The following is a 26141-nucleotide window of genomic DNA, read 5'->3' on the forward strand; positions in this document are numbered from 1 at the left end:
GACTGGGTGTTGCGGGCCTTCGCCGAGCGCCGGGCCGACGCGGTGGCCGGCGACCGGCGGTTCGTCGCCGAAGGCATCGGCGCCGCCGCTCCCTGGTCGGGGCTGAAGGGCCAGATCGACCTGGGCTCCGAGCCATGTGTCGAGCGCATACAGGCACTGATCAACCCGACGCGTTCGCTGCGCGAGATCCCGAAACACCCGTGCCGCCCCTTGGCCAGCCCGGCAGTAGGAGCCGACATGACACAGACCCAGGCAATCGATACCGCGCTGATCCGGCGGCTGAGGACGTTGATCGGCCATCGCTGCGAGCATGACGGGCAGGTCTGGCGTCTGATCGACATCCTGTCCGGCGAGGGACTGGCGGTGCTGGAATCGGATCTCGCCCGACCTCCGATCCAGATGGACCAATACGGCCGCGCCAGCCATCGCGCCAACGCGATCCTGCAGATCCGAATCCTGGACCCGGTCGAAGGCGCGCTCACGCTCGAGATGCAAGACCTCATCGATTGCCTCGAGTCGACGCTCCGGGCCTAAACCGCGCCCGGCGCGGTATGCGATGTTTTGGATGGGATCGGCCCCGGCTTCGGCGTCCAGCCGGTTTAAGATGGCCAACGCATCCTGCAGATCGCCGCCAGCGCCCGATCATACGGAACGATTTAAGGCGATTTCCGGGAATGATCATCCCGGCCGTGCGTGTTGCCAATGCTTACCGGGCGACTAAAGTCGCCCCTACATGTTGGTCGATGCTTTCCCGGAAATCACCTAAAAACAACCTGAATTTGTAGGATGGGTAGAGCGTCAGCGAAACCCATCCAGCCCGCACCAAGGGCATCGGACCGAAACCCGGCAACCCGGCGGTTTGGAGGATGGGTTTCGCTGTCGCTCTACCCATCCTACCCGTTCCTCAAGGTGTTCACCTTGTCTCTGAATCGTCACTTCGGCGCTCGTCGGTGGCGGTTTACGCCAACAGCCGCTCGGCCTTGGCCAGATCGGAGGCCGTATCGACACCCGGTCCCGGCTCGGACACGGCGATCGCCACATGGATACGCTCGCCGTGCCAAAGCACGCGCAGTTGCTCCAACGACTCCGCCACCTCCAGGGGCGACGGCGCCCAAGCCAGATAGCGCTTGAGGAAGCCGACGCGATAGGCGTAGAGCCCGATGTGGCGGAGAAAAGGGACCGATGTCGGCAGCTCGGCGCGATTGGCGAGAAACTCGTCGCGGTGCCAGGGCATCGGGGCGCGCGAGAAATAGAGCGCATAGCCTCGGGCATCCGTGACCACCTTGACGACGTGCGGATCGAAGAGGGTCGCGCGGTCCGAGATCGGTACGGCGAGTGTGGACATGCCGAGATCGGCGATACCCGCCAGGTCGCGCGCGACCTGATCCAGCAAGGCCGCCGGCATTGCCGGCTCGTCGCCCTGCAGGTTGACGACCACCACGTCGTCGTCCCAGCCGCGCAGCTCGATCACCTCGGTGATGCGCTCCGATCCGCTGCGGTGCGCGCTGCCGGTCATGACCACCTCGGCTCCGAAGCCATGACAGACCTCGGCGATGCGCGGGTCGTCGGTCGCGACCAGGATCTCGTCGGCGGCGCTCGCGCGCGCACGCTCCACGACATGTTGGATCATCGGCTTGCCGGCGATCGGCAAGATGGGTTTGCCGGGCAAGCGCGTCGAGCCGTAGCGCGCGGGGATAACGACCTTGAATCCTAGGGGTTTATCGGAAGTCTCTCGGGCGGACATGGGGCGATGCCTCCAGCTTGCGAAAGAATGCCTCGACGAAGGCCGTATCCAGCTCGGCCTGCACGGGCAGAACCCAGTGATCCTCGCCGGCAAAGCGCGCGCACTTCACGGCGTCCTTCTCGGTCATAAGCACCGGGCCGGGCGGCCAAGCATCGAGATCCGAGGATGCAAAGGGATAGTGATCCGGATAGGCGCGACCTTCCACCTCAAGGCCCAGAGCGCGCAGCATGGCAAAGAAGCGCTCGGGGTTGCCGATCGCCGCGACCGCAAAGACGGGCCGCCCGATGAAGTCGGCGATCGGCTTGGAGACGGCGGGGTCACGGAGATTGACCGCCGCACCCGGAATCAGACGCATCCGGTACCCGTCGCCCCTGTCGTCACCCGAGCCGCCGCCGTTGGTCAGCACCAGATCGACCGTATCCAGACGCCCGCGCGGCTCGCGCAACGGCCCGGCGGGCAGGCAGCGCCCGTTGCCCAATCCGCGCGCGCCGTCGATGAGCGCAATCTCGATGTCTCGAGCCAACCTATAGTGTTGGAGGCCGTCGTCGGCGAGCAGGATGTCCACGTCGCCCCCGGACAGGGCGATCGCACCGGCGGCAACACGATCCGGTCCGGCGACGACAGGGCAGCCGCTGCGACGGGCCAGCAGCACCGGCTCGTCCCCGAAATCGGCGGGCTCACCGTCAGGAGGCACCCGGCGCGGCGCGGCCGAGCCCCGTCCGCCCCCTCTTCCCCCATAACCTCTCGTGATGATCCCGGGACGCCAACCGCGCGCCCGCAGCAGCTTCGCGAGCTTGAAGACGACCGGGGTCTTACCGGTCCCGCCGACGGTGAGATTACCGACCACCACCACGGGCACCGGCAGGCGCCGGCTCGCGAGCCAGCCCTTGCGATACCCCAGGCGACGCAGTTGGACCACCAAACAATAGAGCCAGGAGAGCGGCGCGAGGATGCGGCCGAGCGGATGACGGCCGTACCAGATGGGGTTCGGGTCCATTACCTCGATCCGCCCGTCCGCTTGATTGTGCCGAGACGTGGGAGGCTCGACGCGGCGCCAAGCGAGTTGTGCTTCCTGACGTCAGCACAACCTACGGGGCTTGAACCGTGTCCGGAGCGACATGCGTCATTTTCGTTTTGCATTGGGCTTTGGAGATGTCCTCGATCTCGGTGAGGCGCGGTTTAAAATTTAATATTTTTTAATCTCTTAAACCGCGCCGACTCCAACGCTCGTCACGTCTGCCGGGGCCGATCCCATCCAAAAACATCGCATACCGCGTCGGGCGCGGTTTAAGACGCGGCCGGGGGCTCGCCGGCATCGTGGAATTGGAGACGGTGCAGCCGGGCATAATAGCCGTCCTGCGCGAGCAAATCGCCGTGGGTGCCCTGCTCGAGGACCTGTCCGTTGTCCATCACCAGGATGCGGTCGGCGTTCTCGATGGTGGAGAGCCGATGGGCGATCATGAGGGTCGTCCGGTTCGCCATCAGCTCTTGCAGGGCGGCCTGGATATGACGCTCGGACTCGGTATCGAGCGCAGAGGTCGCCTCGTCCAGGATGAGGATCGGGGCGTCCTTGAGCATCGCCCGGGCGATCGCGAGACGCTGGCGCTGCCCGCCCGAGAGCATGACGCCGCGGTCGCCGATACGCGTGTCGAAGCCCTCGGGCAGGGCCTGGATGAAGTCGAGCGCGTGGGCATTCACGGCGACGCGCTCGAGCGTCTCGCGGCTCGGCGGTTCGGCCTGACCGTAGGCGATGTTGTTGGCGATGCTGTCGTTGAAGAGCACCACGTCCTGACTGACCAGCGAGATCTGGGCACGTAGATTGGCCAAGTTCAGCTCGTGGATCGGGATACCGTCGATCAGGATCTCGCCCGCGGTCGCATCGTAGAAGCGCGGCAGCAGACTTGCGACCGTGCTCTTGCCGCTGCCCGAGCGCCCGACCAGCGCGACCCGCTCGCCCGGTGCGATGACGAGGTCGAGATCCCGGATCGCCGGCGGCTTGTCGGGTGAATAGACATGGGTGACGCCGCGGTACTCGACGCGCCCCTCGGCACGTTCCAGGGTCCGCCGTCCCTGATCCCGCTCCTCCTCCGCATCCAACAGCTCGAACAGGCTCTGGGCGGCGATGATGCCGCGCTGCAGATGGGCGTTGACCGCGGTCAGACGCTTCACCGGCGGCAGGAGCAGACCCATGGCGACCACGAAGGACATGAAGGTGCCGACCGAGATGTCTTCCTTCAGACCCTGCATCGTGGAGAGATAGACGATCACGGCGATCGCCACCGCCGAGATCAACTGAACCAGCGGCACACTCGCCGCCTCGGTCGCGATCATCTTCATCTGCAACGAGCGGGTCTTTTCGTTGATGGCGCTGAAGCGTCGCGCCTCGAGTGGTTGGCCGCCGAACGCCTTGACCACCCGATGGGCCTCGATCGCCTCCTGCGCAACCTGGGTCAGCGCACCGACCCGGTCTTGGATGCGCCGGCTGTGGCGGCGAAAACGCTTGGTCGCGTACTTGACCGCGCCGGCCATGAGCGGGCCGATCACCAGGAAGATCGCCGCGAGCCCAGCGTTCAGGTAGAGCATATAGGCCATCAGGCCGATGACGCTGAAGCCGTCGCGGACCAGTGTGGTGATTGCCGAGGTGGCCGCGGTGGCGACGTTCTCGACGTTGTAGGTCAGCTTGGCGAGGATGTGTCCGGAGCCTTGATTATCGTAATAGCGCGTCGGGGCACGCAGCAGATGCTCGAACATCTTTTGGCGCAGATCCGCGACCACGCGCCGCCCGACCCAGCTCAGACAATAGTTGTTGATGAAGCCGGCGATCCCGCGAAACACGAAGAGCACCACCAGCACGAACGGCATGAGGCGCACGATCTCCTCGTTGCGGTCCACGAAGCTGCCGTCGATCAGCGGCTGCATCATGGCCGCGAAGAGCGGCTCGGTCGCCGCGAAGGCGATCATGGCGACGATCGAAACGCTGAACATGCGCCAGTAGGGTTTGACGTAGCCGAGCAGCCGTCGATAAATGGGGCCGGCCTCGACCTCGGAGCGGGACGCGTCTTGGGTCATTCAGCGACCTCCCCTGCGGATGGCTGCGCGGACTGCGGTACGGCTGGCGGAGCGGATAGCCCGGACGCGGGTCGCGTCGGTTCGGGATCGGCATCGTTCTGCAGCGCGCGGGTCGCCGCGAAGGCGATCTGCACCAAACCGGCTTGGCTGGCGGCATCGAGCGCCGTCATCACCGCCTGATGCGGCGTCTGCGCATCGGCCTGGATCAGCACCGGCAAGGGCTCCCGCTCTCCCAGCCGTTCCTGCAAGACCGCGACCAGCGTCTCGGTCTCGCGATCGACCACCGCCCGATCGTCGACGTTGAAGAACCCGCTCCGATCGATGACGAGCCGGATCATCTCGGGCTCTTCGGCCGGGATCTCCTCGCCTTGGGCCTCGGGCAACTGCACGCGCAGCCGCGCCTCGTCCTTGAAGGTGGTGGAGACCATAAAGAAGATCAGCAGCAGAAAGACGACATCGATCAGTGGGGTGAGATTGATGTCGGCCGGCTCGCGACGGTGCGGACGCAGATTCACGCGGAGACCTCGCCGGCCTCGCGCTCGCCCTTCATCACCTCCACGAGCCGCAGCGACTGCTCCTCCATGTCGAGTGCGAGCCGTGCGACCTTGTTGTCGAAGAAGCGATGAAACATCAGCGCCGGGATGGCCACCGACAGACCGGCCGCGGTGGTGATCAGCGCCTTGGAGATCCCGCCCGCGAGCATGGCGGCGTTGCCGACACCGGCGTCCATGATGACGCCGAAGACATCGATCATGCCGAGCACCGTGCCCAGCAGACCGAGCAGCGGGGCCACCGAGGCGATCGTCCCCAGACTGTTGAGAAAGCGCTCCAGCTCGGCCACCACCTGGCGGCCGGTGTCCTCGATCGCCTCCTTCATGATCTCGCGCGAGTGGTTGCGATTGATGAGCCCGGACGCAAGCAGGCGCCCGAGCGGCGAGCCGGTGCGGATCTCCTCGATCCGCGCATCGGTCAGTTCGCCCCGACGGTGCCACTCCCAGATCCGGGTCACCAGATTCGCCGGCATGATCCGCGAGCGCCGCAGCGTCCAGCCACGCTCGATCACGACGGCGGTGGCGATGATCGAGCAGGCGACGATCGGCACCATCAGCCAACCGCCGGCATACATCACTTCAAGCAAGAGGGAAGCTCCTCAGGAAAGATTCAAAAACAACAGAGACCTGTAGAATGGGTAGAGCGCAGCGAAACCCATCCTCAACGCTCAAATACCGAATCCTGGTGCCAGCGCGGAAGAGATGGGTTTCGCCGCGCTGACCCATCCTACGCGTGAATCAAGGTATTCACCCTTGCCGTACGGACGTAATGGTACTCCCTCGACCCGCATCGGCAACCCGTCGCAGTGCGGCGGGCTCAACACCGATCCGTTTCCGAAGTATGTTAGCCTTTCGCCGCATTGCCGAAGGCCGCGCGCCGGCTTCGGTCGGACACCGGACTCGGCGATTGCCGGGCCCGGGAGACAGTCATCATCGAGGGGGAACACCCATGGGATGGACACTGCTTGGCCTGATCCTGCTGGCCGCGATTCTTGTCGTCGTCATCTACAACCGCCTGGTTGCCGGACGCAATCGCTACAAAAACGCCTTTGCTCAGATCGACGTCCAGCTCACGCGTCGCTATGACCTGATCCCGAATCTGGTCAAGGTCGCCGAGCGCTACATGACCCACGAGCGCGAAACGCTCGAAGCCGTCATCCAGGCCCGCAACCAAGCGGTCGGCAGCCTCAAGCAGGTCGCGGCCGATCCGAGCGACGGCGCCGCGGTGGCGATGCTGGCCCAAGCCGAGATGGGCGTGGCCGGTGCACTGGGCAAGCTGTTCGCGCTCTCCGAGGCCTACCCCGACCTCAAGGCCAACCAGAACATGATGCAGCTCTCCGAGGAGCTGGTCAGCACCGAGAACCGGGTCGCCTTCGCGCGCCAAGCCTTCAACGACGCGGTCATGGGCTACAACACCCTGCGCGAGGTCTTCCCGAACAACCTGATTGCGCAGCGCTTCGGGTTCACGGCCGCGCAGTTGTTGGAGATCGAGGCACCGGAGAAACGCGAGGCCGTCCAGGTCGCCTTCTAAACTGCGCTCGAGCGTGTATGGAAGGGTTGCGGTCGGGAACGACCTCGCCGCGACCCATGACCACGGCATGGCGCGGTTTAGAATATTTTTATATTTTTTATATACTTGAACTGCGTCCGCGCCGACGCCGGCAGAGAGCCTCCGAGACCGAACCCGAATGAAAACCCCACATGAACACTAAGGACGCAGTTTAATTGGACTTCTTCGCGCATCAGGACCGCGCCCGTCGGCGCACGCGGCTCCTCGTGGTGCTGTTCGCGCTCGCCGTCGTCGGCATCGTGGCCGTCGTCGATTTGGTCGCGCTCGCCTTCCTGGGGCTCGGCTCGGATCCTGAGGGGCTCGGTTTCTCGCCGGTATTCTCGTGGGACGTGGCTCGCGAGAGCCTCCCTCTGCTCATTTGGGTCTCTCTGCTGACCGCAGGCGCAATCGGGCTCGCCAGCCTGTTCCGCATCCTCACGCTGCGCAACGGCGGCGGCGCGGTGGCGCGCGGGCTCGGCGGGGTCATGGTCAATGCGGACACGACGGATCCGCAGTTGCAGCGGTTGCGCAACGTGGTCGAGGAGATGGCCATCGCCGCGGGCGTGCCGGTGCCTCAGATCTATGTGCTCGAGCAGGAAGACGGCATCAATGCCTTCGCCGCCGGTTATTCGCCGGCCGATGCGGCCATCGCGGTCACCCGCGGCGCACTGCGGACACTGACCCGCGCGGAGCTTCAGGGCGTCGTCGCACACGAGTTCTCGCACATCCTCAACGGCGACATGCGCCTCAACATTCGCCTGATCGGGATCCTGTTCGGGATCCTGGTGCTGGCCATCATCGGCCGCCTCATGCTCTCGGTACGGCACGGCCGGGCGAGCAAGCACACTGCCGCGATCGTCATGATCGGCCTCGCGCTGGTCGCGACCGGCTATATCGGGCTCTTCTTCGGCCGGCTGATCCGTGCGTCGGTGTCGCGTCAGCGCGAGTTCTTGGCCGACGCCTCGGCTGTGCAGTTCACCCGCGAGCCCGAGGGGATCGCCGGCGCGCTGAAGAAGATCGGCGCGGCGCCGGCCGGGTCGGTGCTTGCGGCCGACAGCGAGGAGATCGGGCACATGCTCTTCGCCGCGGGGCTGACGCGTAGGCTCTTGGCCACGCATCCGCCGATCGCCGATCGCATTCGCGCGATCGAGCCGGGTTTCGACCCCGCGGAGCTGGAAACGATGCAGGTGATGCAGACGTTGGCGGCGCCGAGCGCGGCCGGCATCGTCGCCTCGATGGCCGAGCCCCGGCCGATCCTCGAAGGTCGACCGAGCCCGGCGAGTCTCGATGCCGATCGCATCGTCGAGGCCATCGGCAGGCCCGACACGGCACGGATCCAGGTCGCGGCTCGCCTGAACCGGGCGATCCCGGAACCGCTTGCACGCGCCGCCCGCTCCACCGAGTGGGTGATGACGCTGGTCTGCTATCTCTTGATCGACCCGGACCCCGAGATCCGCGAGCGCCAGCTCTTGATGGTCGCCGAGACACTCGGCAGCGAGGGCGAGCGTCAGGTCAGCACGCTCCTCTCCGCGGTGCCGAGCCTGGCCGCGGACCTGCGCATCCCGCTGCTCGAGATTGCCTTCCCGACCCTGCGCCGTCGTCCGCAGACCGAGCTGACGCGCCTGATGGCGCTGCTCGATCGGCTGATCCATGCGGACGGGCGCATCGATGTCTTCGAGTATGTCCTTGCACGCCTGCTCGCGCAGCAGATCCAAGACACCATCGCCCCGACCGATGCGCACAGCGCCGGCACTGCCCGTCTCTCCGGCTGCGAAGACGAGATCCGCGATCTACTGGTCATCCTGGCGGTGCACGGCAACCCGGATCAGCGCGCCGCCCGAACCGCGTTCGCTGCCGGTCTGGCGTCGCTCGGGATGCGTCCGCGCGAGTTGACCCCGATCGGACCGGACGACTGGCCGGAGCGTCTCGACCGTGCGCTCTCCCGGCTCGATCGGCTGCGCATGGACGACAAGCAACGCCTGCTCCGCGCTCTGATCGCGACCCTGAAACACGCCGGGATCAACCGGACGGAGATCGAGCTGTTGCGCGCCGTCGTCGCGGCGCTGCACGTCCCCTTGCCGGTGTTGGACTGATGTCGCGCCCCCTGATTCGACGCGCGGCGAGCGCCGCGGCGCTCGCCGCCGCCCGCACGCCGGCCGAGCTGCTCTCCAGACTCTATTCACAGCGCGGCTTGGAGGATGCCGAAGAGGCCGCGCCCGGACTCTCGGCGCTCCACCCGGCAAGCGCGCTGCGCGGCATCGATGAAGCGGTCGATCTGCTGGTGCACCACATCCGCGGCGGCGGCCATCTGCTGATCGTCTCGGACTACGACGCCGACGGTGCGACCGGCGGCGCCTTGGCGGTGCGGGGTCTGCGCAGCCTGGGAGCGGCGCAGGTCTCCTATCTGATCCCGAGCCGGTTCGCGTTCGGCTACGGACTGAGTCCGGCGGTGGTCGACGCCGCCACGCCGCGCCGACCGGATCTGCTGATTACGGTCGACAACGGCATCGCCAGTCTCGCCGGGGTCGCGCGGGCCGCGGAGCTGGGCATCCCGGTCATGGTGACGGATCATCATCTGCCCGGCGAGCGGCTCCCGGACGCCGCCGCGATCCTCAACCCCAATCAACCGGGCTGCGCCTTTCCGAGCAAGCACCTGGCCGGTGTCGGCGTCGTCTTCTATCTCTTGGTCGCCGCGCGTGCCCGTCTGCGCGAGCAGGGCTGGTTCGGTGCGGGGCGACCTGAGCCCAACCTCGCGGATCTGCTGGATCTGGTCGCGCTGGGCACGGTCGCGGACGTGGTGACCCTGGACCGCAACAACCGGATCCTGGTCGAGCAGGGGCTCAGACGCATCCGCGCCGGGCGGTGCAGTCCGGGCGTGCGCGCACTGCTGAGGATCGGCGGCCGAGACCCGAGCCGGGCCACGGCCACCGATCTGGCCTTCGTCGCCGCACCCCGGCTCAACGCCGCGGGTCGGATCGAGGACATGTCGGTGGGTGTCGAGTGCCTGCTGACCAACGATCCGCAGGTCGCCGCGGATCTCGCTGCACAGCTCGATGCGCTGAACCGCCGACGCCGCGAGATCGAAGGCGAGATGAAGGACGAGGCCGAGTCCTCGCTCGCGGGGCTCTGTCTGGACGGTGCCGCGCTGCCGCCCGGGCTCTGTCTGTTCGGCGAGGATTGGCATCAGGGCGTCTCGGGGATCGTCGCGGCGCGGATCCGCGAGCGGTATCATCGTCCGGTGATCGCCTTTGCGAACGGCGGCGACGGTTTTCTGCGCGGCTCGGCGCGATCGGTCGAAGGCGTCCATGTCCGAGACCTGATCGCACTGGTGGATCGGCAGGATCCGGGCCTGATCGAGCGCTTCGGCGGCCATGCGATGGCGGCGGGGCTGTGCATTCGCCCGGAGGCACTGCCCCGGTTCCGCGAGGCCTTTGCGGAGGCCGTGCGCGCGGTGGTCGGCGACCGGCCGCCGCAGCCGGAAATCGCATCCGACGGTGCGCTCCCGCAGCGGCTCATGACCCTGGAAACCGCCGAGACCCTCCGCATCGCGGGCCCTTGGGGCAAGGGCTTCCCGGAGCCCCGTTTCGACGGCACCTTCGATGTCTTGAGCGCACGACTGGTGGGCGAGCGCCATCTGAAGCTCCGTCTTGCCGGGCCCGCGGCCGAGGATGGACCGATCGAGGCCATCGGCTTCAACCTGGGTGAGCAGATCTCGGAGGCCGGCGGCGCGGTGCGGCTCGCCTACCGATTGGACGTCAACGACTACCGAGGCAACCGCTCCGCGCAATTGATCCTCGAGCATCTGGAGCCTGCTGCATGACGGATCTCGAACCGCAAAGGCGCAAACCGCGCAAGGGTTTTGGTTGACATGGCCAGGCCGGACGACCGGTCGGGAACCGACGGTCGTCTGCGGCGAGGCGAGAACCGCATGGCAGCGTGTCGGTGCGGTTCGCAGGCTCACCGCACCCTACCGCATATTTTTGGATTTCGGGATGAACGATACGATCGACGACGACGACGAAGACGACTATCAGGACGACGAGCGCGGTCCGAGCAAAAGCCAGCTCAAGCGCGAGAAGTTGGCCCTGCAGGCCCTTGCCGAGCGCATGGCCGGGATGCCTCGGGCCGAGCTGGAGCGTTTGAACCTGAGTGCTGCGACCTGGGCCGCCTTGGACGAGACGCCCCGGATCAAGGATATCCGTGCCCGCGGGCGCCACTGGAAGCGCATCGCCAACCTGTTGGAACGCGAAGACATGGCCGCCGTCCACGCCCTGGTGAACCAGGCCGAGTCTCGCGAGCGCGAGGCAGCCGCACACCTGCATGCGCTGGAACGCTGGCGCGAGCGACTCATCGCCGATGACGAGGGCGCGTTGAGCGAATTCATCGACGCATGCCCGGATGTCGACCGCCAGCAGCTGCGCACGCTGATCCGCGCAGCCCAGCGCGATCAAGAGCGCGGCCGGCCCGACGCACCGCGCAAGCTCTTCCGCTTCCTGCGCGAGGCCCTGGAGTCCAACACGCACACGTAGGATGGGTAGAGTGCAGCGAAACCCATCCTCGCAGCTCAAACGCCCAATCCGGGCGGCGGATGGGTTTCGCTGTGCTCGATCTGTATCGGAACCGAGAGGTCGGAGCGGGGAGGATGGGTTTCGCTGCGCTCTACCCATCCTACGCGTCACGGGTTTTTTCGGGGCTTGGGATTTGCTGGCTGTGACCATTTGGAACGCACATGAATACCTCGATTGAACCGGCGCCGGTGGCGGCGAACGCGACCGGACAGGTCCCGACGGAGCATCCGTCGCTCTCCGTCGTCATCCCCATGTATCAGGAGATCGACAACGTCGAGCCCATGCTGAGGCGGGTCCACGAAGGGCTTGCCGGCTACCGGGGCGCCTGGGAGCTGATTTGTGTGGACGACGGCAGCCGCGACGGCACGGGCGAGCGTCTGCGCAAGGTCGGCGAGCGCTTCGGTCCGCATGTGCGGGTGATCCGGCTGAGGCGCAACTTCGGCCAGACCGCGGCCATGCAGGCCGGTTTCGACGCGGCACGCGGCGAGCTGATCGCCACGCTCGACGGCGATCTGCAGAACGATCCGGCCGACATCCCGCGGATGGTCGAGGAGCTGCTCGCACGCGACCTGGATCTCCTGCAGGGCTGGCGTCGCCAGCGCCAGGATGCGCTGGTCATGCGCAAGCTGCCCTCCAAGATCGCCAATGCACTGATCGGCAAGGTCACCGGCGTCGCCCTGCACGACTACGGCTGCAGCCTCAAGGTCTATCGCGCCGAGGTGATCAAGGAGGTCACCCTGCTCGGGGAGATGCACCGCTTCATCCCGGTCTGGGTGGCCGGCGTCACCGCGCCCGAGCGCATCGGCGAGACCGAGGTCGGCCATCAGGCCCGTCGTTTCGGGACCTCCAAGTACGGGATCTCGCGCACCTTCCGGGTGCTGCTCGACCTGCTCTCGGCCTTCTTCTTCCTGCGGTTCGGATCGCGACCCGGGCACTTCTTCGGCTCCATCGGGATCCTCTTCGGCGTGGTCGGGAGCATCCTGATGGCCGAGATGCTCTGGGTGAAGTTCGGGCTCGGACAGCACATCGGGACACGCCCGATGCTCTTCGTGGCCATCCTCTTCCTGGTCGTCGCGATCCAGTTCCTCACGACCGGGGTGCTCGCCGAGCTGATGATGCGCACCTTCTATGCCTCGGGCGAGCACACGCACCACCGGATTCGCTGGCAGTCCGATCCGGCCGACGCGGAATGGAGGCGTTCGGCATGAGCCAAACCATCGCCGATCGCGGCCCGAGCGGGATACTCGGGCGCGTCCTGACCTCGCCCTGGCTGCTCGTCGCGGTCGTACTGCTGAGCTTTTACTGGCAGTTGGGCGCGGTGCCGCTCTACGATCTGGACGAGGGGGCCTTCACCGAAGCGACCCGCGAGATGCTGGCGAGCGGCAACTTCATTACGCCGCATAAGGACGGGGAGCCCCGCTACGACAAACCGGTACTCATCTACTGGTTGCAGGCGGCCTCGACGCAGGCGTTCGGATTCAACGAGCTGGCGCTGCGTCTGCCCTCGGCGATCGCCGCGACCCTCTGGGTGCTCGCCGTCTGGGGATTCGTGCGCGAGCGTCTGGATCGCGAGAGTGCGGTCGTCGCCGGCCTGGTGATGGCCTTGAGTCTGCAAGTCTCGGTCATCGCCAAGGGGGCGGTCGCCGATGCGGTGCTCAACCTCTTCATCGCCCTCGCCTTCTTCGAGATCTATCGCTATTACCTGGACCCGAATCCCGCGACCAACCGCCGCTTCGTGCTGCGCGCCTTCCTCTGGATGGGGCTCGGTTTCCTGACCAAGGGGCCGGTGGCGGTCTTCTTCCCGGTGCTGGTCAGCCTGCTCTTCTTCGGCTCGCAACGTCAGCTTGGGCGCTGGGCGCAGGCGGCCTTCGCACCGAAGGGTTGGCTGGTGTTCGTTGCGGTCGCCCTGCCCTGGTATCTCGCGGTCTATCTCGACGACGGGCCGGGATTCTTCCGCAGCTTCTTTCTGGAGCACAACGCCGGGCGCTTCGGCGATGCCATGCACGGGCATGCAGGGTTTCCCGGCTATTACCTGGTGATGCTGCCGATCATCCTGCTGCCCTTCACCGGCTGGTTCCTGCGCCTGTTGCCGGGACTGCGTGCCGCCTGGTCGGACCCGCTCGAACGCTTCCTCTGGATCTGGTTCGGCACCGTCTTCGTCTTCTTCTCCTTCTCCGGGACCAAGCTGCCGCATTACCTGCTCTACGGGGCCACCCCGCTCTTCATCCTGATGGCCAAGCATCGCGATCTGCTGAAGGGTCGCTGGCTCGCCTTCGCGCCGCCGCTGATCTTCCTCGGCCTGCTTGCGATGCTCCCCGGGGTGATTGGTCTGATCGAATCCCAAGCGGACCGGGCGCATGAGGTCGCCATGTTCCAAGAGGCCCGCGGGGTCCTGGGGCTCGACTATCTCGGCGCCATGCTCGCCGGACTGGCCGCGCTGATCGGTCTGCTCCTCTGGTCGCGTCCGCCCCTGTGGCAACGGCTGATCCTTGCCGGCGTCATCCAAACGCTGGTGGTCTACGGGGTCCTGGTCCCGCGGGTCTTCGAGGTGATGCAGGCACCCGTGAAGGAGGCCGGTCTGCTGGCACGCGAGCTGGATCTCCCCACTGTCGTCTATCGGACCTCGATGCCGAGCTTCAGTGTCTATCGCGATGCCATCACACCGAATCGCCCGCCCTTGCCCGGCGAGCTGGTCTTCCTGCGGGTCGATAAACTGGACGCCCTGGCTGCGGATTTCCCCGGCCTGCAGCAAGACCTCCTCTATCGTCGAGGTCCGGTTGCCCTGGTGCGCATGCGTCAGGCGGACGACAGACGCCCCATCGACGCGCACCCCTGAACACCGACATGCACACCGACTTCATCGCATTCTGGACGCAGGACCTTCGCAAGTGCTTGGAGAGCGGAGCCGCCCGAACGCCGCTCGCCTCGACGAGCGGTGCCGCCTGGCTGGTGCGCTGGGCCGGCGTCTGCCTGATCGTCGGACTGACCCTCTATCTCGGCGTCGGCTACGACGCCGGCTTCATCCGGATCAACGCCGCCGCCGCGGCCTATCCCGACTGGCTTTGGCAGTGTCTGACGGTGCTCGGCGACGAGCGTGTCGCCTTCGCCTTGGCGCTCCTCTTCGCACTGCGCTACCCGAGGGTCTTCTGGGCGCTGATCCTTGCGGCGCTGATCGCGGCCGTCTACAGCCGTGGGTTCAAGGCGCTGTTCGACGCGACCCGCCCGCCGGGCGTGCTCGCGGCGGACACCTTCAACCTGATCGGCCCGGGTCACACGCGCGCGAGCTTTCCGTCCGGTCACAGCGTCACGGCAGCGGTCTTCTTCGGGGTCTTGATCTATTTCGCACGCTGGACGGCGTTACGGGCGCTGTTCTTGACGTTGGCCGTGCTGGCCGGGCTGAGCCGCGTGGCGGTCGGCGTGCACTGGCCGGTCGATGTGGCGGCCGGTCTGTTCGGCGGGGCACTCGCGGCCTGGCTCGGTGCCGTACTGGCAGCTCGGTGGTCGGGGCCGGCGACGAATCAATGGGTTCATGTCGCCGTCGTGAGCTTGGCCGTGATCCTGGCGGTCACATTGCTTTTCGACGATGGGGGATACAGCGCCGCGGCGACGCCATTGGCCATCCTTGGCGTTCTCGCGCTAGGCGTCGCAGGGGTGCAGTATCTGCTTCGACCTTGGCTGAGCTATCGGCGCGCGGTCAAAACCGCAGGACCTCGGCCGTAGGTCGGGTTAGGCGCGCCGGCACGCTCTCGAATGCTGCCCGCAGAGGTCGATGCGCGACGTAACCCGACGTTTGCGACCTGCTCGAAGGTTGCTCGTCGGATGACGCTATCGCTCATCCGACCTACTGGAATCCTTTGTCGGGTCAGGACAGCCTGACCCGACAAGCGGCGATCAGAACTCTCCGGTCGCGCCGGCGGTGATGATGTCGAGCATCTGACCGTTGATGCCGAGTGCCAGTGCCTGAAGCTCGGGCGGAAGATCATAGGCGCTGATCAGCATATCCAGGTTGAGCATCTGCAACCAGATCCGGCCGTCGTTGTCCTCGACCAAGGCGATGCTGCACGGCATGTAGGCCGCAAAGATGGTGTTGAATCGCGCCATCTTGACCGCGTCTTCCGGGTTGCAGAATTGGAAGATCTCCAGGCGCATCGACTCGATGCCGCGATTTCCGACCTCCTGCCCGACGTTGAGATGCGCGACCAGGCGCATGTTGAGCTCGACCGCCTTGGAGAGCATGGCCTCGCCCGCCGCATCTGCGGAGACATCGGGCGCAAGCCCGATCTTGAGCACGGTGTGCTCGACATCCGACATGCGGATCTCGGGAGAAGCGTCCTCGGCCGCGATCAGCGGCATGGACGCGAGAAAAGTGAACGCAACGACAAGGCTCAGGTGTTTCATTCTTGTATCCTCGAGATATTCTTATGGATGTGTCCGACTCGGGGCTCAGTTCTTGTCGTCGAGCGTCGTCACGAAGCCGATGATATCGAGGATGTCCTGGTCGTTGTAGTCCACGAAGGTTTCGTCTTCCGGGTCGTTGGCGTGAACGCGCTTGCCGGTCTTGAACTTCTCGATCTGGCGGAAGAGATAGCCGTCGTACTGGCCGGCGAGCTTGGGACTTTCCTTGCGCTTGTTCCCTTCGGCCGCGCGTCCGTGGCAGGTCCTACAGTCGCTCTGATAGATATCCTCGCCGTTCTCGACATCCGCACCTTCCGGGGTCGGGACATCCAGCGGATGAACCGCATCCAGGTCAATGCTCGCGATATAGGCCGCCAGGCTGTTCAAGTCATTATCCGACAGGCCGCGCAGCCCGCCCACGACGATCATCGCGGCATGCTCGCGGTTGCCGTCGCGATAATCGATCAGACTCTTCATCAGATAATAATCGGGCAGACCCGCAAGACGCGGATATTTTCCACCCAAGATGCCCTGCGAGTACTGGCCGTGGCAGAGTGCGCACTGGCGATGCAGGCGTTGGCCGAGATCCAAATCCGGCTCCGCCTCTGTATCGGAGGTGCTGGCGAGGACCGAAGGAGTGACGGTCAAAGCGCCCGAGAAAGCGAGTGAAAAAGCCAGCGCACGCAAAAAGGAAGAGCTCATACTCCAAACTCCAGGTGGATGATTGTTCTCGTGAACGGCTACGATAGGAGATCGGCCGCATAGGTGCAACCCGCTCAGGATCTTGGGTTTTCTCGCCGACAGAACCCCCCTTCTTTCGGTAGGGTCGGAACCGTCCGGGCAGAGTCCGACCGCCGGGCGAGACCCCGACGCGAGCGCGGGCGAGAACCGCGTCTCAGGAATCCGCCGAGGGCAAGGTCGGAGTGCGCGGCCCGGCATCCGATTGCCCGATCGCATCTCCCGCGCGAGTGCCGAGCAGGCTGCTCGCGATCTCCTCCCCCGCACGCCGGCCGGAATGCAGCGCCCATTGGATCGAGGGCGCGGATCGATACTCCCCGCAGGTCCAGAGCCAATCGGATTGACGCAGCCGCACCCCACCCGGATAGGCGACAGGCGGCGACTGAACCGGCAAGGCATGCGGCAGCCGGTAGACCGCCAAACGCGTCCAGGCGAGGACCTGATCGCCGAACCAGCCGATCAGCTCGCGACGCAGATCGGTCTCGAGCGCATCCGGATTATGCTCCGCGCCGTGCACGTTGACCGTGACGAGGCTTTCGCCCCGCGGGGCATAATGATCCGAGAGATTGCTCGGACAGAGCAGGCTGTTGATCCGCCCTCGCCCCTCGCCGTTGACCACAAGATACGGCCCCTCGATCGGCGGCGCACTCGCCGCAAAATAGACACAGGTGGTTCCGCGACCGGCCACCGCTGCACTGTGCGATCGTCCCAGAAGACGCGCCGTCTCGTTGCCCTCGGTCGCCAGCACGATGGTGCCCGCCCGCAGCCGCTCGCCCGTGTCGAGCACAACCTGCTGATCCAAGATGCGCTCGACCCGTGCGCCGGTGCGGATGGAGTCACGCGGCAGCTGCTGCACGAGCTGCGCCGGAAGCTCGCCCATGCCGCGCGCCGGCAGGGCCGTATCGCCCGACGCAAAGGCGCGAAAAACGAACTCGAACGCGCGCGAGGATACACCCAGTCCGGGCTCGAAGAAGACGCCGCTGAAGAAGGGCTTGAAGAAGCGCTCGATCATGCGGTCGGAGAAGCCCAGCTCGCGCAGCAAGGTCAAGGCCTCGCGCTCCGGACGCGAATAGAGCGCTTGGAGATCGCCCGCCAGAGCGCGGCGACGCAGCGCGAGCAGTCTCAGCTTGTCGCCGAGGTTGCCCACCGGCGAGACCAGCATCTCGGGGAGCCGTGCCGGCCGGCGCCAGACGTCGCTGACACGATGCAGCCGCCCCTGCGTGCGCACGAGCGCCCCCGGATAGAAGGGACGCAAGTCCAGGCGCGAGGCATCGAAGAAGCGCTGCGCCTCCGGATACCAGGTCTGCAGGACCTGAAAACCGCGATCAAGGAGAAACCCATCGCGTCGATCGGTGCGCACGCGTCCGCCGGGCGCATCCGATGCCTCGATCAGCAGGGGCTCGAAACCCCGCTCGCGAAGGGTGACCGCACAAGCCAGTCCGGAAAGACCGGCACCGATGATGATGACATCTGTGCTCATGGTTAAACCGCGTCCGGAGCGTTTTGGGTTATTTTCATTTTGGTTTGGTTTCGGAGCCATCTGCAGCGACGGTAGGGACGCGGTTTAAGTGATAGCCGAGGGCCTCCTTCGGATCATAGCGGCACTGCCGACAATAGTTGCTCATCCGAGTTGATGTATTGACCTGTGGCAGCATAGGGCTTGGAGGCCAACAGCCCGCCGTCGGCGAACTGGCTCATCCCGATCCTTCTCGCTTGCGCAGATGGCGGTAGAAATGCTCCAAGCGCAGCCCTTTGCGACCGGCCGCCCAACGATCGAAGTCCGTGCGGGAGCAGATGAAGTGCTCGTCCGGGCGGATTTCGTGCGGTACTGCGCAGATCTCGGCGACGCCCCGCAAGTCCGCGAGAACCGGATGCTCCCCCGGCTCGGTCAGAATCAAGCGCTCGGGGCGAAGGGCTCGGATCGCCGCCGCAAGACCGGCACCGAGCGACGGATCGGCCTCGACATCCAGCGCCCGATAATGGACGCGGATGCCCGCGGCCTCCAAGGCGTCGCGGAAGTGCCGCATCGCGGACAGAAACAGCAGGATCCGAGCCCTGTGCGAGGGCACGTGGGTCGATTCCTCGACCGCCTCGCATCCAGACCCGATCGCGTGCCGGATCCAGGTCGCGCAAGGCTGCGGCTGCGGCTTCGGCATCGAGCTGATCCCCGAGAACGAGCACCGGATGTCGACAGATTGGATTGGTCATGGCTACCCGAGTCAGCGTTTGGGTTTAGTGCAGCACGGCAGATGTGTCGAAACCGTTCGTTGTCGTTGTCGTAATCGACGATCGATACGACAACGACAACGACAACGAAAATGATATCGGACGCTCTACACGACCACCAGCGATGTCCCGGACTGAGCACCGCGACGGCCTATGGCTGCCATTGGGCGACTAAGGTGATTTCCGGGAAAGCATCGACCAAACATGTAGGGGCGACTTTAGTCGCCCGGTAAGCATCGGCAACACGCACGGCCGGGATGATCATTCCCGGAAATCGCCTAAAGTCGCCCTACAGGGTCGTATCACCTTAAGCCGAAATAGGCGATCTGCCGCCGAAAGAGCGCTTGGACCATCCATAGACATCGCATGCCGCACTGGGCGCAGTTTAATGGTACTGCTCCGTCGTGTACTGACCGGGTGCATGACGCTTATGGCGGGCCAGACCGCGCTCCTCGAGGAGGACCTTCACATCTTTGATCATGGCCGAGTTCCCGCAGAGCATCACATGACTGGTATGGCGGTCGATGGCCGCTCCGACGTGCGCTTCCAAACGGCCGCCCGTCAAGAGATCGGTGATCCGGCCGGACAGCGCATCCGGAACCGTCTCGCGACTGACCGCCGGCACGAACGTGAACCGCTCGCCACGGCGCTCGGCGACCGCCGCGAGGGTCTCGCCGTAGGTCAGATCGGTGGCCTGACGGACGCCGTGGACCAGAACGACGCGCTCGAACAGATCCCAAGGTTCCGGCGAGCGCAAAATCGAGAGATAAACACCGAGCGCGGTGCCGGTTGCGAGCAACCAGAGGGTCTCGGCGGGCTCGACCGTGTCGAGCGTGAAGATCCCGCCCGGCTTCTCCGACAGCCAGACCTCGTCGCCGGGGTTGAGATCGGACAGACGCGGCGTCAAGGGACCTTCCGGAACCTCGTTGAAATAGATCTCCACAGGGCGCTCCTGCGGCGGATTGACCAGCGAATAGGGTCGACCCACGCGATCGCCCTCGATATCCAAGGCGACCTTGATGTACTGCCCCGCCTTGAAGTCGGCGACCGGACCGTCGAACTGCATGCTGTAGAGTCCGTCCGTCCAGGCATGCTTGCCCGTCACCTTCGCTTTTACCCAGTCGCTCATATCCAATCCTGCTCCTCGTTGATCCCAAAAATCCCACCGTCGTGATCGAACGGACGTTCTCGACGAGGCCCTTAAGGACACTCGCAACAACATCCTCCAGTCAGGCTTGCAGGTTGGTGCCCGCCCCCCGTTTTCAAATCACTCTTAGTCACCTCTCCCGTCCTCGGCACGGAGGCGACGCGTCGCCTCCGTGCCGAGGACGGGATTGTATTCGGCATTTTGTGCATTACCTCGCAAAAGACCAAGTAGGACGACGCATGCCCGACGCCGAAGAGATTTCCCCGATGATGAAGACCACGCTATTTGCATTAGGAATCGCCGCCATGAGCTCCACAGCAAGCGCCGCCGCCCCACCCTGCTCGCCCTTGCTCGACATCGAGATGCGCCGACTCGCGGGCGAAGAGGTCGTCAACCTCTGCGAAGCCTACCAGGGTAAGGTGGTTCTGATCGTCAACACCGCAAGCAAGTGCGGCTTCACCTCGCAGTACGAGGGACTCGAAGCCCTCTACAACAAATTCAAGGATCAAGGACTCGTCGTGCTGGGCTTCCCGTCCAACGACTTCGCGAACCAGGAGCCGGGGAGCGAGGCAGAGATCGAGAAATTCTGCCGGCTGACCTACTCGGTCGAATTCCCGATGTTCGAGAAGGTCAACGTGAAAAAGGGGGCCGCATCGCCGCTCTTCGAGCGTCTGGCCGTTGCCGGCGCCCCCTACCCGAAGTGGAACTTTTACAAGTACCTGATCGATCGCGAGGGTAAGCTCGTGGACCATTACGTCAGCTTCACCAAGCCGGATGACCGCAAGGTCGTGAGGGCGATCGAAAAGCTGCTGTAGCCGACCCGGAGCCTGCACCGGTTGCCGCAAGGCCGCAGGGGCAAGCGCGCCGATCGGAGACGTGGACGGCTTTAAGGTCGCGTTCACGCTGCAAATCGAATGCCGCAAACTGCCGGCCGGCCCCCGAACGGTTCGTCGCGACGATGATATCGATTCGCCCTTTCGATTGGTACGCCGACACCGGCCCGTCTACAGTGATATCGAGCACACGCGGGTTCATCGGGAAGCGAGGTGCGTCCCGCGTGTGCTCCTTGCAAAGGTTTGTCGAGAGCGACGTGGGCCGCAGCTGTCGGCCGGATCGGTTCGTCGAGATCCCCGGGGCCTTCACGCGCTGGAGAAGCGACCGGCGAAGCACCCGAGGGCGATGACCCGGTCTCGATTCGGCTGGACCACGGACATCACCGATTCAGGGGAGGCTAGCGTATGGCGACGTCAATGAGCCGGGAGGGGAGTCTCGAAGCCCCGACCCGTCACCCGCTCGACTGGCAAAGTGCCGATTTCCACGACCAAGCTTCGCTCGACAAGGAGCTGGAGCGCGTCTTCGACATCTGTCACGGCTGTCGCCGCTGCGTCAGTCTCTGCCAATCCTTCCCGACGCTCTTCGATCTTGTGGACGCGTCCGAATCGATGGAGGTCGACGGCGTCGCCACGGACGACTACTGGAAGGTGGTCGACCACTGTTATCTCTGCGATCTGTGCTACATGACCAAGTGTCCCTACGTGCCTCCGCACGAGTGGAACCTCGACTTCCCGCACCTGATGCTCCGCGCCAAGGCCGTGAAATACCGGCAAGGCAACGTGAAGATGCGCGATCGCATCCTCACCAGCACGGATACGGTCGGCTCTCTGGCCGGCATCCCGGTCGTCAATGGACTGGTCAACGCGGTCAACGCCAATGCGGTCGGACGCCAAGCCCTGGAAGCCGTGCTCGGGGTCCACAAGGACGCGCGTGTGCCTCCCTATGTCAGCAACACCCTGCGCAAGACCGAAAAGGCGCGTGTCGGCCGCAAGGCCGTCGGCGAGCCGGCCGGCCCGACCACCGGCAAGGTCGCGCTCTTCACCACCTGTTACGGCAACTACAACGAGCCCGGCGTGAACGCCGACCTGATCGCCGTCTTCGAGCACTCGGGTATCCCGGTCACGCTCCCCGAGAAGGAACAATGCTGCGGCATGCCCAAGCTCGAGCTCGGTGACCTGGAGGCGGTCAAGGCGGCGAAGGACGCGAACATCCCGGTGCTCAAGCGTCTGGTCGACGAGGGCTGGGACATCGTCGCCATGGTCCCGTCCTGCGTGCTCATGTTCAAACAGGAGCTACCCCTGATGTTCCCCGAGGACGCGGACGTGCAGGCGGTCAAGGCACACACCTTCGATCCCTTCGAATACCTGATGCTCCGCCACAAGCACGGCAAGCTCAACACGGATTTCAAGATACCGCTGGGCAAGGTCATCTACCAGGCGTCCTGTCATCAGCGGGTCCAGAACATCGGGCAGAAGACCCGCGAGGTCCTGGCACTCGTACCGGACACGACAGTGGAGATCATCGAGCGTTGCTCGGGCCACGACGGCACCTACGCGGTGAAGAAGGAGTATTACGCCTCCGCGATGAAGATCGTGCGCCCGGTTGCGGGCCGCGTGGAGAAGGCGGCACCGGATCACTTCGGCAGCGACTGTCCAATGGCCGGCGCCCATATCGCGCACGCACTGGGTCAGGACGGCGAGCAGCGGCACCCGCTGAGCCTGTTGCGGATGGCCTACGGGCTCTGAAGCGCGCTGAAGCGCGTCCGGCGGGACAGCGAAGCCCGGCGTATGGCGTCGGTCTTCGTGGACCATGCGGGCATCGGTGGTAACGCGGTTCAGGATGGAAAATAGCCTTGTTCATTCGGGCGACCAAGGGCGACGCCCGAGATCGTCGCGAAGCGGCGACAGCCAGGGATCGACGACTTGCAGTCGTCTTCCTCCGCTGTCCTGACGGGCAGCGGGATCGAGCCCGGCGCGACCAGCCCGAAAGCCGCCCTGATCGCGCTTTCGCAGGGGTCATGAAACCTCTCAATCGGTTTGGAGACGACGATGCATTTGACACGAGACAACCTTTACAGCCTCGAGACGTACGCGGAGGTTCGCGGTGATTTCCGTGCCCGCGTGATGGCCCACAAGAAGCATCGTCAGGTGGCGATCGGCGCCCATGCCACACTCTATTTCGAGGATCGCCTGACCATGCAGTATCAGATCCAGGAGATGCTGCGGGCCGAGCGCATCTTCGAGGCGGCAGGGATTCAGGACGAGCTGGACGCCTACAACCCGCTGATCCCGGACGGGAGCAACTTGAAGGCGACCTTCATGATCGAGTACGAGGACGTCGACGAGCGGCGCGATGCCCTGACGCGCCTGCGCGGGATCGAGGATCGGGTGTGGATCCAGGTCGCCGATTTCGATCGGGTCTATGCGATCGCCGACGAGGACATGGAACGCGAGGACGCGACCAAGACCTCCGCCGTGCATTTCCTGCGCTTCGAGCTGACGGCGCCGATGTCCGCGGCGATGAAACAGGGCGCAAAGCTCGCGCTGGGGACCGATCACCCGGAGTACGCCTATCAGGTCGAGGCAACCCCGCAGGTCCGTGACGCGCTCGCCGGCGACCTGGCCGACTGAATGAAACGCCCTCGGCCCCGCGCCCTGCTGCTCGACATGGACGGTCTCCTCTTCCACGGAGACCGTCCACTGCCGGGCGCGCGGCGGCTGCTCGACCGACTGAAATCGACACCCCACGCCTTCGTCACCAACAACCCGATCCGCACGCCAGAGCAGGTCGCCGACGCCTTCGCCTCGATGACGCTCCCGCGACCGGAGCCGGAGCGGATCATCACTTCCGCCTTGGCCACGGCGCGCTGGCTGAGCCATGTGCGACCCGGATTCCGTTATTTCGCCGTCGGAGCCGGTGGGTTGGACGCGGCTCTACGCTCGGTCGGAACGCCGGACGCCGAGCGTGCCGACGTGGTCGTCGTGGGCGAGGGACCGGGGCTTGATTTCGAGCAGCTCACCGTCGGCATCAATCTCATCCTGAGTCGGGGTGCCCGTCTGGTCGCCACGAATCCGGACACCGCCGTCGACGGCATGCGCGACGGCCGTCATCTGGTCCTGCCCGGCGGGGGCGCCTTGGTCGCACCCTTTGCGGCCGCGACCGGGGTGACGCCTACGTTCGTCGGCAAACCCGAGCCCCTGCTCTTCGAGATGTCGCTCGAGATCCTCGGCTGCACGGCGGCCGAATGCATGATGGTCGGCGACCGTCCGGACACGGACATCGCCGGTGCCGAGCGGCTCGGGATGTGGACCGCGCTCGTACGCACCGGCCAATTTGCCCCGGGTCGCCCCTGGGTCGAAGGCATGCCGCCGCCGGATTACGATCTGAACAACCTGGATGATCTGATCGACGCCTTGGACCGGGATGTCCCGGGCCTGCTTGCTTGATCCGTTCCCCCGACGCAGGGCGAACGAACGAAGACATCTAAACCGCGTCCAGAGCGAGATGCTCATTTTCGAGTGAGCTCGATGTTTGGTGCATCCACGACCCTTAGCGGGGGACGCGGTTTAAAATTTTATATTTTTTAATACTTTAAACCGCACCGGCTCCAGCGGTTCTGAAATCCGCCGAGGCCGATCCCATCCAAAAACATCGCATACCGGGCTGGGCGCGGTTTAGGTTGACGATTCTGATCGTGATAGGCTGACCCAATCCACCCGCGGGCGATATCGGGGCAATCGCAAGGAGAAACAGGCCCGTCAGGGCGACGCGAGTTGGCATGGTGCGGTCTCGTCGGTTGTGTCGAGTGACGGAATCATAACGCCTGCACCCTCCTGCCGAATCCCTTGGATGGACAGAATCGTCTCCACGGTTCGAGCGGCCGGCCCCGGGTCGTCGTCGATCGCGGCACAAAAAAAGAGCGCCCGGCTGAAACCGGGCGCTCGCGATAGAGCCAATGTCGGCGACGACCCGCTCGAGTCGGCGAGCCGACGCCCCGCGATCAGCCCCGCCCCTGCTCGAGGGCCGCGATCCGCTTCTCCAACGGCGGGTGGCTGGAGAACAACGCCTTCAGACCTTCGCCGATGTTTCCGGAGATGCCGAAGGCCGCGAACTCGCCCGCCGGCAGATCATGCGGCTGATGGACGCGCTGCAAGGCACGCAGCGCATCGGCCATCTGGGTGCGGCTGCTCAGGCGCGCCCCGCCCTCGTCGGCCCGGAACTCGCGGTAACGCGAGAACCACATCACGATCATGCTGGCCAGGAAGGAAAGCAGGATCTCGGCCACGATCGAGACGACGAAGTAGGCGATGCCATGCCCTTCCTCGTTCTTGAAGACGACCCGGTCGACCGTGTGACCGATGATGCGCGCCAAGAAGACCACGAAGGTGTTGACCACACCCTGGATCAGCGCCAGCGTCACCATGTCGCCGTTCGCGACGTGACTGATCTCGTGGCCGACGACCGCCTCGACCTCTTCCTTGGTCATGTGCTGCAGGAGCCCGGTACTGACCGCCACCAAGGCATCGTTGCGATTCCAGCCGGTGGCGAAGGCGTTGGGCTCGGGCGAGTCGAAGATGCCGACCTCCGGCATCTTGATGCCGGCCGCCTGGGACTGGCGTGCGACCGTCTCCATCAACCAACGTTCGAACGGGGTGGACGGCTGCTCGATGACCTGCACGCCCATGCCGCGCTTGGCCATCATCTTCGACAGGAACAGCGAGATCAGCGATCCGCTGAAGCCGATGATGGCCGCCATGATCAGGAGCGCACCCATGTCGAGCCCGCCGCTCTCGAGCAGCAGCCCGTCGATCCCCAGCAACCGGAAGACCAGGCTGATGACGACGAGAATCGCCGCGTTGGTCGCGAGAAACAATAAGATCCGCATCATTGATTTAGGCTCCTTGAGGATAGATTTCGAAAGCGCGCATACGATGCACCGACGGCGCGCCCCGCACAAGCCCGCGAGCGGCTCATGACTGGTTGCCAGCATATTGGGTCGTACCGCCCGCAACAAAGTATGAACACCGGTCTGGACAAACGAAAAGACCGCCGGTAATATTCCGCGTCTCGAAGACATCGGGGCCATAGCTCAGCTGGGAGAGCGCAACACTGGCAGTGTTGAGGTCGGCGGTTCGATCCCGCCTGGCTCCACCAATCAAGCAAAAGGATCCGGCACCATGATCACAGTCGGGTTTTTTAAAACGGTCACCGTCCCCATCGTCTAGTGGCCTAGGACACCGCCCTTTCACGGCGGTAACCGGGGTTCGAACCCCCGTGGGGACGCCAATTCAAGGCATTAATTTATAAGAGTTTTTCGGAA

General features: G+C 65.0%; 23 protein-coding genes and 2 tRNA genes. 14 read left to right on the forward strand and 11 right to left on the reverse strand.

The genetic code is table 11. From position 1 onward, the window contains the following. The first annotated feature begins 6 nt into the window (after positions 1-6). Positions 7-534: a hypothetical protein gene (locus KFB96_RS10280; RefSeq protein WP_213461849.1), complete on the forward strand. Its 528-nt coding sequence runs from the start codon at positions 7-9 to the stop codon at positions 532-534. A 424-nt stretch (positions 535-958) separates the two neighbouring features. Here the strand turns inward: KFB96_RS10280 and kdsB are convergent, their stop codons facing one another. The 5 genes from kdsB to KFB96_RS10305 form a co-directional block, all read right to left on the reverse strand. Further along, positions 959-1744 carry a 3-deoxy-manno-octulosonate cytidylyltransferase gene (gene kdsB / locus KFB96_RS10285; protein ID WP_213461848.1) on the reverse strand — a complete coding sequence of 262 codons (786 nt, stop codon included), beginning with the start codon at positions 1742-1744 and terminating at the stop codon, positions 959-961. Next, on the reverse strand, positions 1719-2741 hold the full coding sequence (gene lpxK / locus KFB96_RS10290) for a tetraacyldisaccharide 4'-kinase (protein ID WP_213461847.1): 1023 nt from the start codon (positions 2739-2741) through the stop codon (positions 1719-1721). Before lpxK ends, kdsB begins: the two co-directional genes overlap by 26 nt. Before the next feature lie 290 nt (positions 2742-3031). Next, the gene (gene msbA, locus KFB96_RS10295; protein WP_213461846.1) at positions 3032-4813 is read right to left on the reverse strand and encodes a lipid A export permease/ATP-binding protein MsbA; all 1782 of its coding nucleotides are present in this window, start codon (positions 4811-4813) and stop codon (positions 3032-3034) included. After that, positions 4810-5328 carry a biopolymer transporter ExbD gene (locus KFB96_RS10300; protein WP_213461844.1) on the reverse strand — a complete coding sequence of 173 codons (519 nt, stop codon included), beginning with the start codon at positions 5326-5328 and terminating at the stop codon, positions 4810-4812. Before KFB96_RS10300 ends, msbA begins: the two co-directional genes overlap by 4 nt. After that, the gene (locus KFB96_RS10305) at positions 5325-5951 is read right to left on the reverse strand and encodes a MotA/TolQ/ExbB proton channel family protein (RefSeq protein WP_213461842.1); all 627 of its coding nucleotides are present in this window, start codon (positions 5949-5951) and stop codon (positions 5325-5327) included. Before KFB96_RS10305 ends, KFB96_RS10300 begins: the two co-directional genes overlap by 4 nt. Before the next feature lie 362 nt (positions 5952-6313). On the opposite strand from KFB96_RS10305, the gene KFB96_RS10310 reads away from it, so the two are divergent. The 7 genes from KFB96_RS10310 (at position 6314) to KFB96_RS10340 (ending at position 15201) form a co-directional block, all read left to right on the forward strand. Next, complete coding sequence (locus tag KFB96_RS10310; protein WP_213461840.1) at positions 6314-6895, forward strand: LemA family protein; 582 nt, start codon at positions 6314-6316, stop codon at positions 6893-6895. Positions 6896-7089: 194 nt separating this feature from the next. Continuing rightward, positions 7090-9006: a M48 family metallopeptidase gene (locus KFB96_RS10315; RefSeq protein ID WP_213461838.1), complete on the forward strand. Its 1917-nt coding sequence runs from the start codon at positions 7090-7092 to the stop codon at positions 9004-9006. After that, a complete protein-coding gene (gene recJ, locus KFB96_RS10320; protein ID WP_213461836.1) occupies positions 9006-10733 on the forward strand; it encodes a single-stranded-DNA-specific exonuclease RecJ in 1728 nt (575 codons plus the stop codon). Before KFB96_RS10315 ends, recJ begins: the two co-directional genes overlap by 1 nt. Positions 10734-10905: 172 nt before the next feature. Continuing rightward, a complete protein-coding gene (yjgA, locus tag KFB96_RS10325; RefSeq protein ID WP_213461835.1) occupies positions 10906-11442 on the forward strand; it encodes a ribosome biogenesis factor YjgA in 537 nt (178 codons plus the stop codon). Positions 11443-11642: 200 nt separating this feature from the next. Beyond that, positions 11643-12689, forward strand: coding sequence for a glycosyltransferase family 2 protein (locus KFB96_RS10330; RefSeq protein WP_213461834.1), 1047 nt, complete (start codon positions 11643-11645; stop codon positions 12687-12689). Next, positions 12686-14317, forward strand: coding sequence for a glycosyltransferase family 39 protein (locus KFB96_RS10335; RefSeq protein ID WP_213461833.1), 1632 nt, complete (start codon positions 12686-12688; stop codon positions 14315-14317). The genes KFB96_RS10330 and KFB96_RS10335 overlap by 4 nt, the downstream gene beginning before the upstream one ends. 8 nt (positions 14318-14325) lie before the next feature. Further along, entirely contained in the window at positions 14326-15201 is an 876-nt protein-coding gene (locus tag KFB96_RS10340; RefSeq protein ID WP_213461832.1) for a phosphatase PAP2 family protein, read from the forward strand. Positions 15202-15372: 171 nt separating this feature from the next. Here the strand turns inward: KFB96_RS10340 and KFB96_RS10345 are convergent, their stop codons facing one another. The 5 genes from KFB96_RS10345 to KFB96_RS10365 form a co-directional block, all read right to left on the reverse strand. Next, entirely contained in the window at positions 15373-15879 is a 507-nt protein-coding gene (locus tag KFB96_RS10345; RefSeq protein WP_213461831.1) for a DUF302 domain-containing protein, read from the reverse strand. Positions 15880-15924: 45 nt separating this feature from the next. Further along, positions 15925-16578: a c-type cytochrome gene (locus KFB96_RS10350; protein WP_213461830.1), complete on the reverse strand. Its 654-nt coding sequence runs from the start codon at positions 16576-16578 to the stop codon at positions 15925-15927. Positions 16579-16771: 193 nt separating this feature from the next. Continuing rightward, positions 16772-18094 (reverse strand): NAD(P)/FAD-dependent oxidoreductase, encoded by a 1323-nt coding sequence (locus KFB96_RS10355; protein WP_213461828.1) that lies wholly within the window; start codon positions 18092-18094, stop codon positions 16772-16774. Between the two features lie 214 nt (positions 18095-18308). Then, positions 18309-18770: a cryptochrome/photolyase family protein gene (locus KFB96_RS10360; RefSeq protein ID WP_213461826.1), complete on the reverse strand. Its 462-nt coding sequence runs from the start codon at positions 18768-18770 to the stop codon at positions 18309-18311. Positions 18771-19225: 455 nt separating this feature from the next. After that, positions 19226-19969, reverse strand: coding sequence for a ferredoxin--NADP reductase (locus KFB96_RS10365; protein ID WP_213461824.1), 744 nt, complete (start codon positions 19967-19969; stop codon positions 19226-19228). A gap of 323 nt (positions 19970-20292) precedes the next feature. Here KFB96_RS10365 and KFB96_RS10370 point away from each other — a divergent pair, with 323 nt between their 5' ends. The 4 genes from KFB96_RS10370 (at position 20293) to KFB96_RS10385 (ending at position 24267) form a co-directional block, all read left to right on the forward strand. Continuing rightward, the gene (locus tag KFB96_RS10370; RefSeq protein WP_300971547.1) at positions 20293-20802 is read left to right on the forward strand and encodes a glutathione peroxidase; all 510 of its coding nucleotides are present in this window, start codon (positions 20293-20295) and stop codon (positions 20800-20802) included. A gap of 423 nt (positions 20803-21225) precedes the next feature. After that, positions 21226-22566: a heterodisulfide reductase-related iron-sulfur binding cluster gene (locus KFB96_RS10375; RefSeq protein ID WP_213461822.1), complete on the forward strand. Its 1341-nt coding sequence runs from the start codon at positions 21226-21228 to the stop codon at positions 22564-22566. A gap of 303 nt (positions 22567-22869) precedes the next feature. Then, on the forward strand, positions 22870-23451 hold the full coding sequence (locus tag KFB96_RS10380; protein WP_213461820.1) for a DUF3501 family protein: 582 nt from the start codon (positions 22870-22872) through the stop codon (positions 23449-23451). Next, positions 23452-24267 (forward strand): HAD-IIA family hydrolase, encoded by an 816-nt coding sequence (locus tag KFB96_RS10385; protein ID WP_213461818.1) that lies wholly within the window; start codon positions 23452-23454, stop codon positions 24265-24267. A 554-nt stretch (positions 24268-24821) separates the two neighbouring features. Here KFB96_RS10385 and htpX read toward each other — a convergent pair. After that, positions 24822-25709 carry a protease HtpX gene (htpX, locus tag KFB96_RS10390; RefSeq protein WP_213461816.1) on the reverse strand — a complete coding sequence of 296 codons (888 nt, stop codon included), beginning with the start codon at positions 25707-25709 and terminating at the stop codon, positions 24822-24824. Positions 25710-25899: 190 nt separating this feature from the next. On the opposite strand from htpX, the gene KFB96_RS10395 reads away from it, so the two are divergent. Next, a tRNA-Ala gene (locus KFB96_RS10395) sits at positions 25900-25975 on the forward strand. Between the two features lie 56 nt (positions 25976-26031). Beyond that, positions 26032-26107: transfer RNA gene (locus tag KFB96_RS10400), tRNA-Glu, on the forward strand. Positions 26108-26141 lie beyond the last annotated feature (34 nt).

The sequence above is a fragment of the Thiocapsa sp. genome (genome assembly GCF_018399035.1).
Lineage (GTDB): Bacteria > Pseudomonadota > Gammaproteobacteria > Chromatiales > Chromatiaceae > Thiocapsa.

What these genes read in the sequence shown, in the direction of transcription:
- htpX (WP_213461816.1), bottom strand. Translation starts at nt 25,709, where the DNA reads ATGATGCGGATCTTATTGTTTCTCGCGACCAACGCGGCGATTCTCGTC.
- KFB96_RS10340 (WP_213461832.1), top strand. Translation starts at nt 14,326, where the DNA reads ATGCACACCGACTTCATCGCATTCTGGACGCAGGACCTTCGCAAGTGC.
- kdsB (WP_213461848.1), bottom strand. Translation starts at nt 1,744, where the DNA reads ATGTCCGCCCGAGAGACTTCCGATAAACCCCTAGGATTCAAGGTCGTT.
- KFB96_RS10380 (WP_213461820.1), top strand. Translation starts at nt 22,870, where the DNA reads ATGCATTTGACACGAGACAACCTTTACAGCCTCGAGACGTACGCGGAG.
- msbA (WP_213461846.1), bottom strand. Translation starts at nt 4,813, where the DNA reads ATGACCCAAGACGCGTCCCGCTCCGAGGTCGAGGCCGGCCCCATTTAT.
- lpxK (WP_213461847.1), bottom strand. Translation starts at nt 2,741, where the DNA reads ATGGACCCGAACCCCATCTGGTACGGCCGTCATCCGCTCGGCCGCATC.
- KFB96_RS10365 (WP_213461824.1), bottom strand. Translation starts at nt 19,969, where the DNA reads ATGAGCGACTGGGTAAAAGCGAAGGTGACGGGCAAGCATGCCTGGACG.
- KFB96_RS10375 (WP_213461822.1), top strand. Translation starts at nt 21,226, where the DNA reads ATGGCGACGTCAATGAGCCGGGAGGGGAGTCTCGAAGCCCCGACCCGT.
- KFB96_RS10345 (WP_213461831.1), bottom strand. Translation starts at nt 15,879, where the DNA reads ATGAAACACCTGAGCCTTGTCGTTGCGTTCACTTTTCTCGCGTCCATG.
- KFB96_RS10370 (WP_300971547.1), top strand. Translation starts at nt 20,293, where the DNA reads ATGAGCTCCACAGCAAGCGCCGCCGCCCCACCCTGCTCGCCCTTGCTC.
- KFB96_RS10350 (WP_213461830.1), bottom strand. Translation starts at nt 16,578, where the DNA reads ATGAGCTCTTCCTTTTTGCGTGCGCTGGCTTTTTCACTCGCTTTCTCG.
- KFB96_RS10335 (WP_213461833.1), top strand. Translation starts at nt 12,686, where the DNA reads ATGAGCCAAACCATCGCCGATCGCGGCCCGAGCGGGATACTCGGGCGC.
- yjgA (WP_213461835.1), top strand. Translation starts at nt 10,906, where the DNA reads ATGAACGATACGATCGACGACGACGACGAAGACGACTATCAGGACGAC.
- KFB96_RS10330 (WP_213461834.1), top strand. Translation starts at nt 11,643, where the DNA reads ATGAATACCTCGATTGAACCGGCGCCGGTGGCGGCGAACGCGACCGGA.
- KFB96_RS10385 (WP_213461818.1), top strand. Translation starts at nt 23,452, where the DNA reads ATGAAACGCCCTCGGCCCCGCGCCCTGCTGCTCGACATGGACGGTCTC.
- KFB96_RS10360 (WP_213461826.1), bottom strand. Translation starts at nt 18,770, where the DNA reads ATGCCGAAGCCGCAGCCGCAGCCTTGCGCGACCTGGATCCGGCACGCG.
- recJ (WP_213461836.1), top strand. Translation starts at nt 9,006, where the DNA reads ATGTCGCGCCCCCTGATTCGACGCGCGGCGAGCGCCGCGGCGCTCGCC.
- KFB96_RS10355 (WP_213461828.1), bottom strand. Translation starts at nt 18,094, where the DNA reads ATGAGCACAGATGTCATCATCATCGGTGCCGGTCTTTCCGGACTGGCT.
- KFB96_RS10310 (WP_213461840.1), top strand. Translation starts at nt 6,314, where the DNA reads ATGGGATGGACACTGCTTGGCCTGATCCTGCTGGCCGCGATTCTTGTC.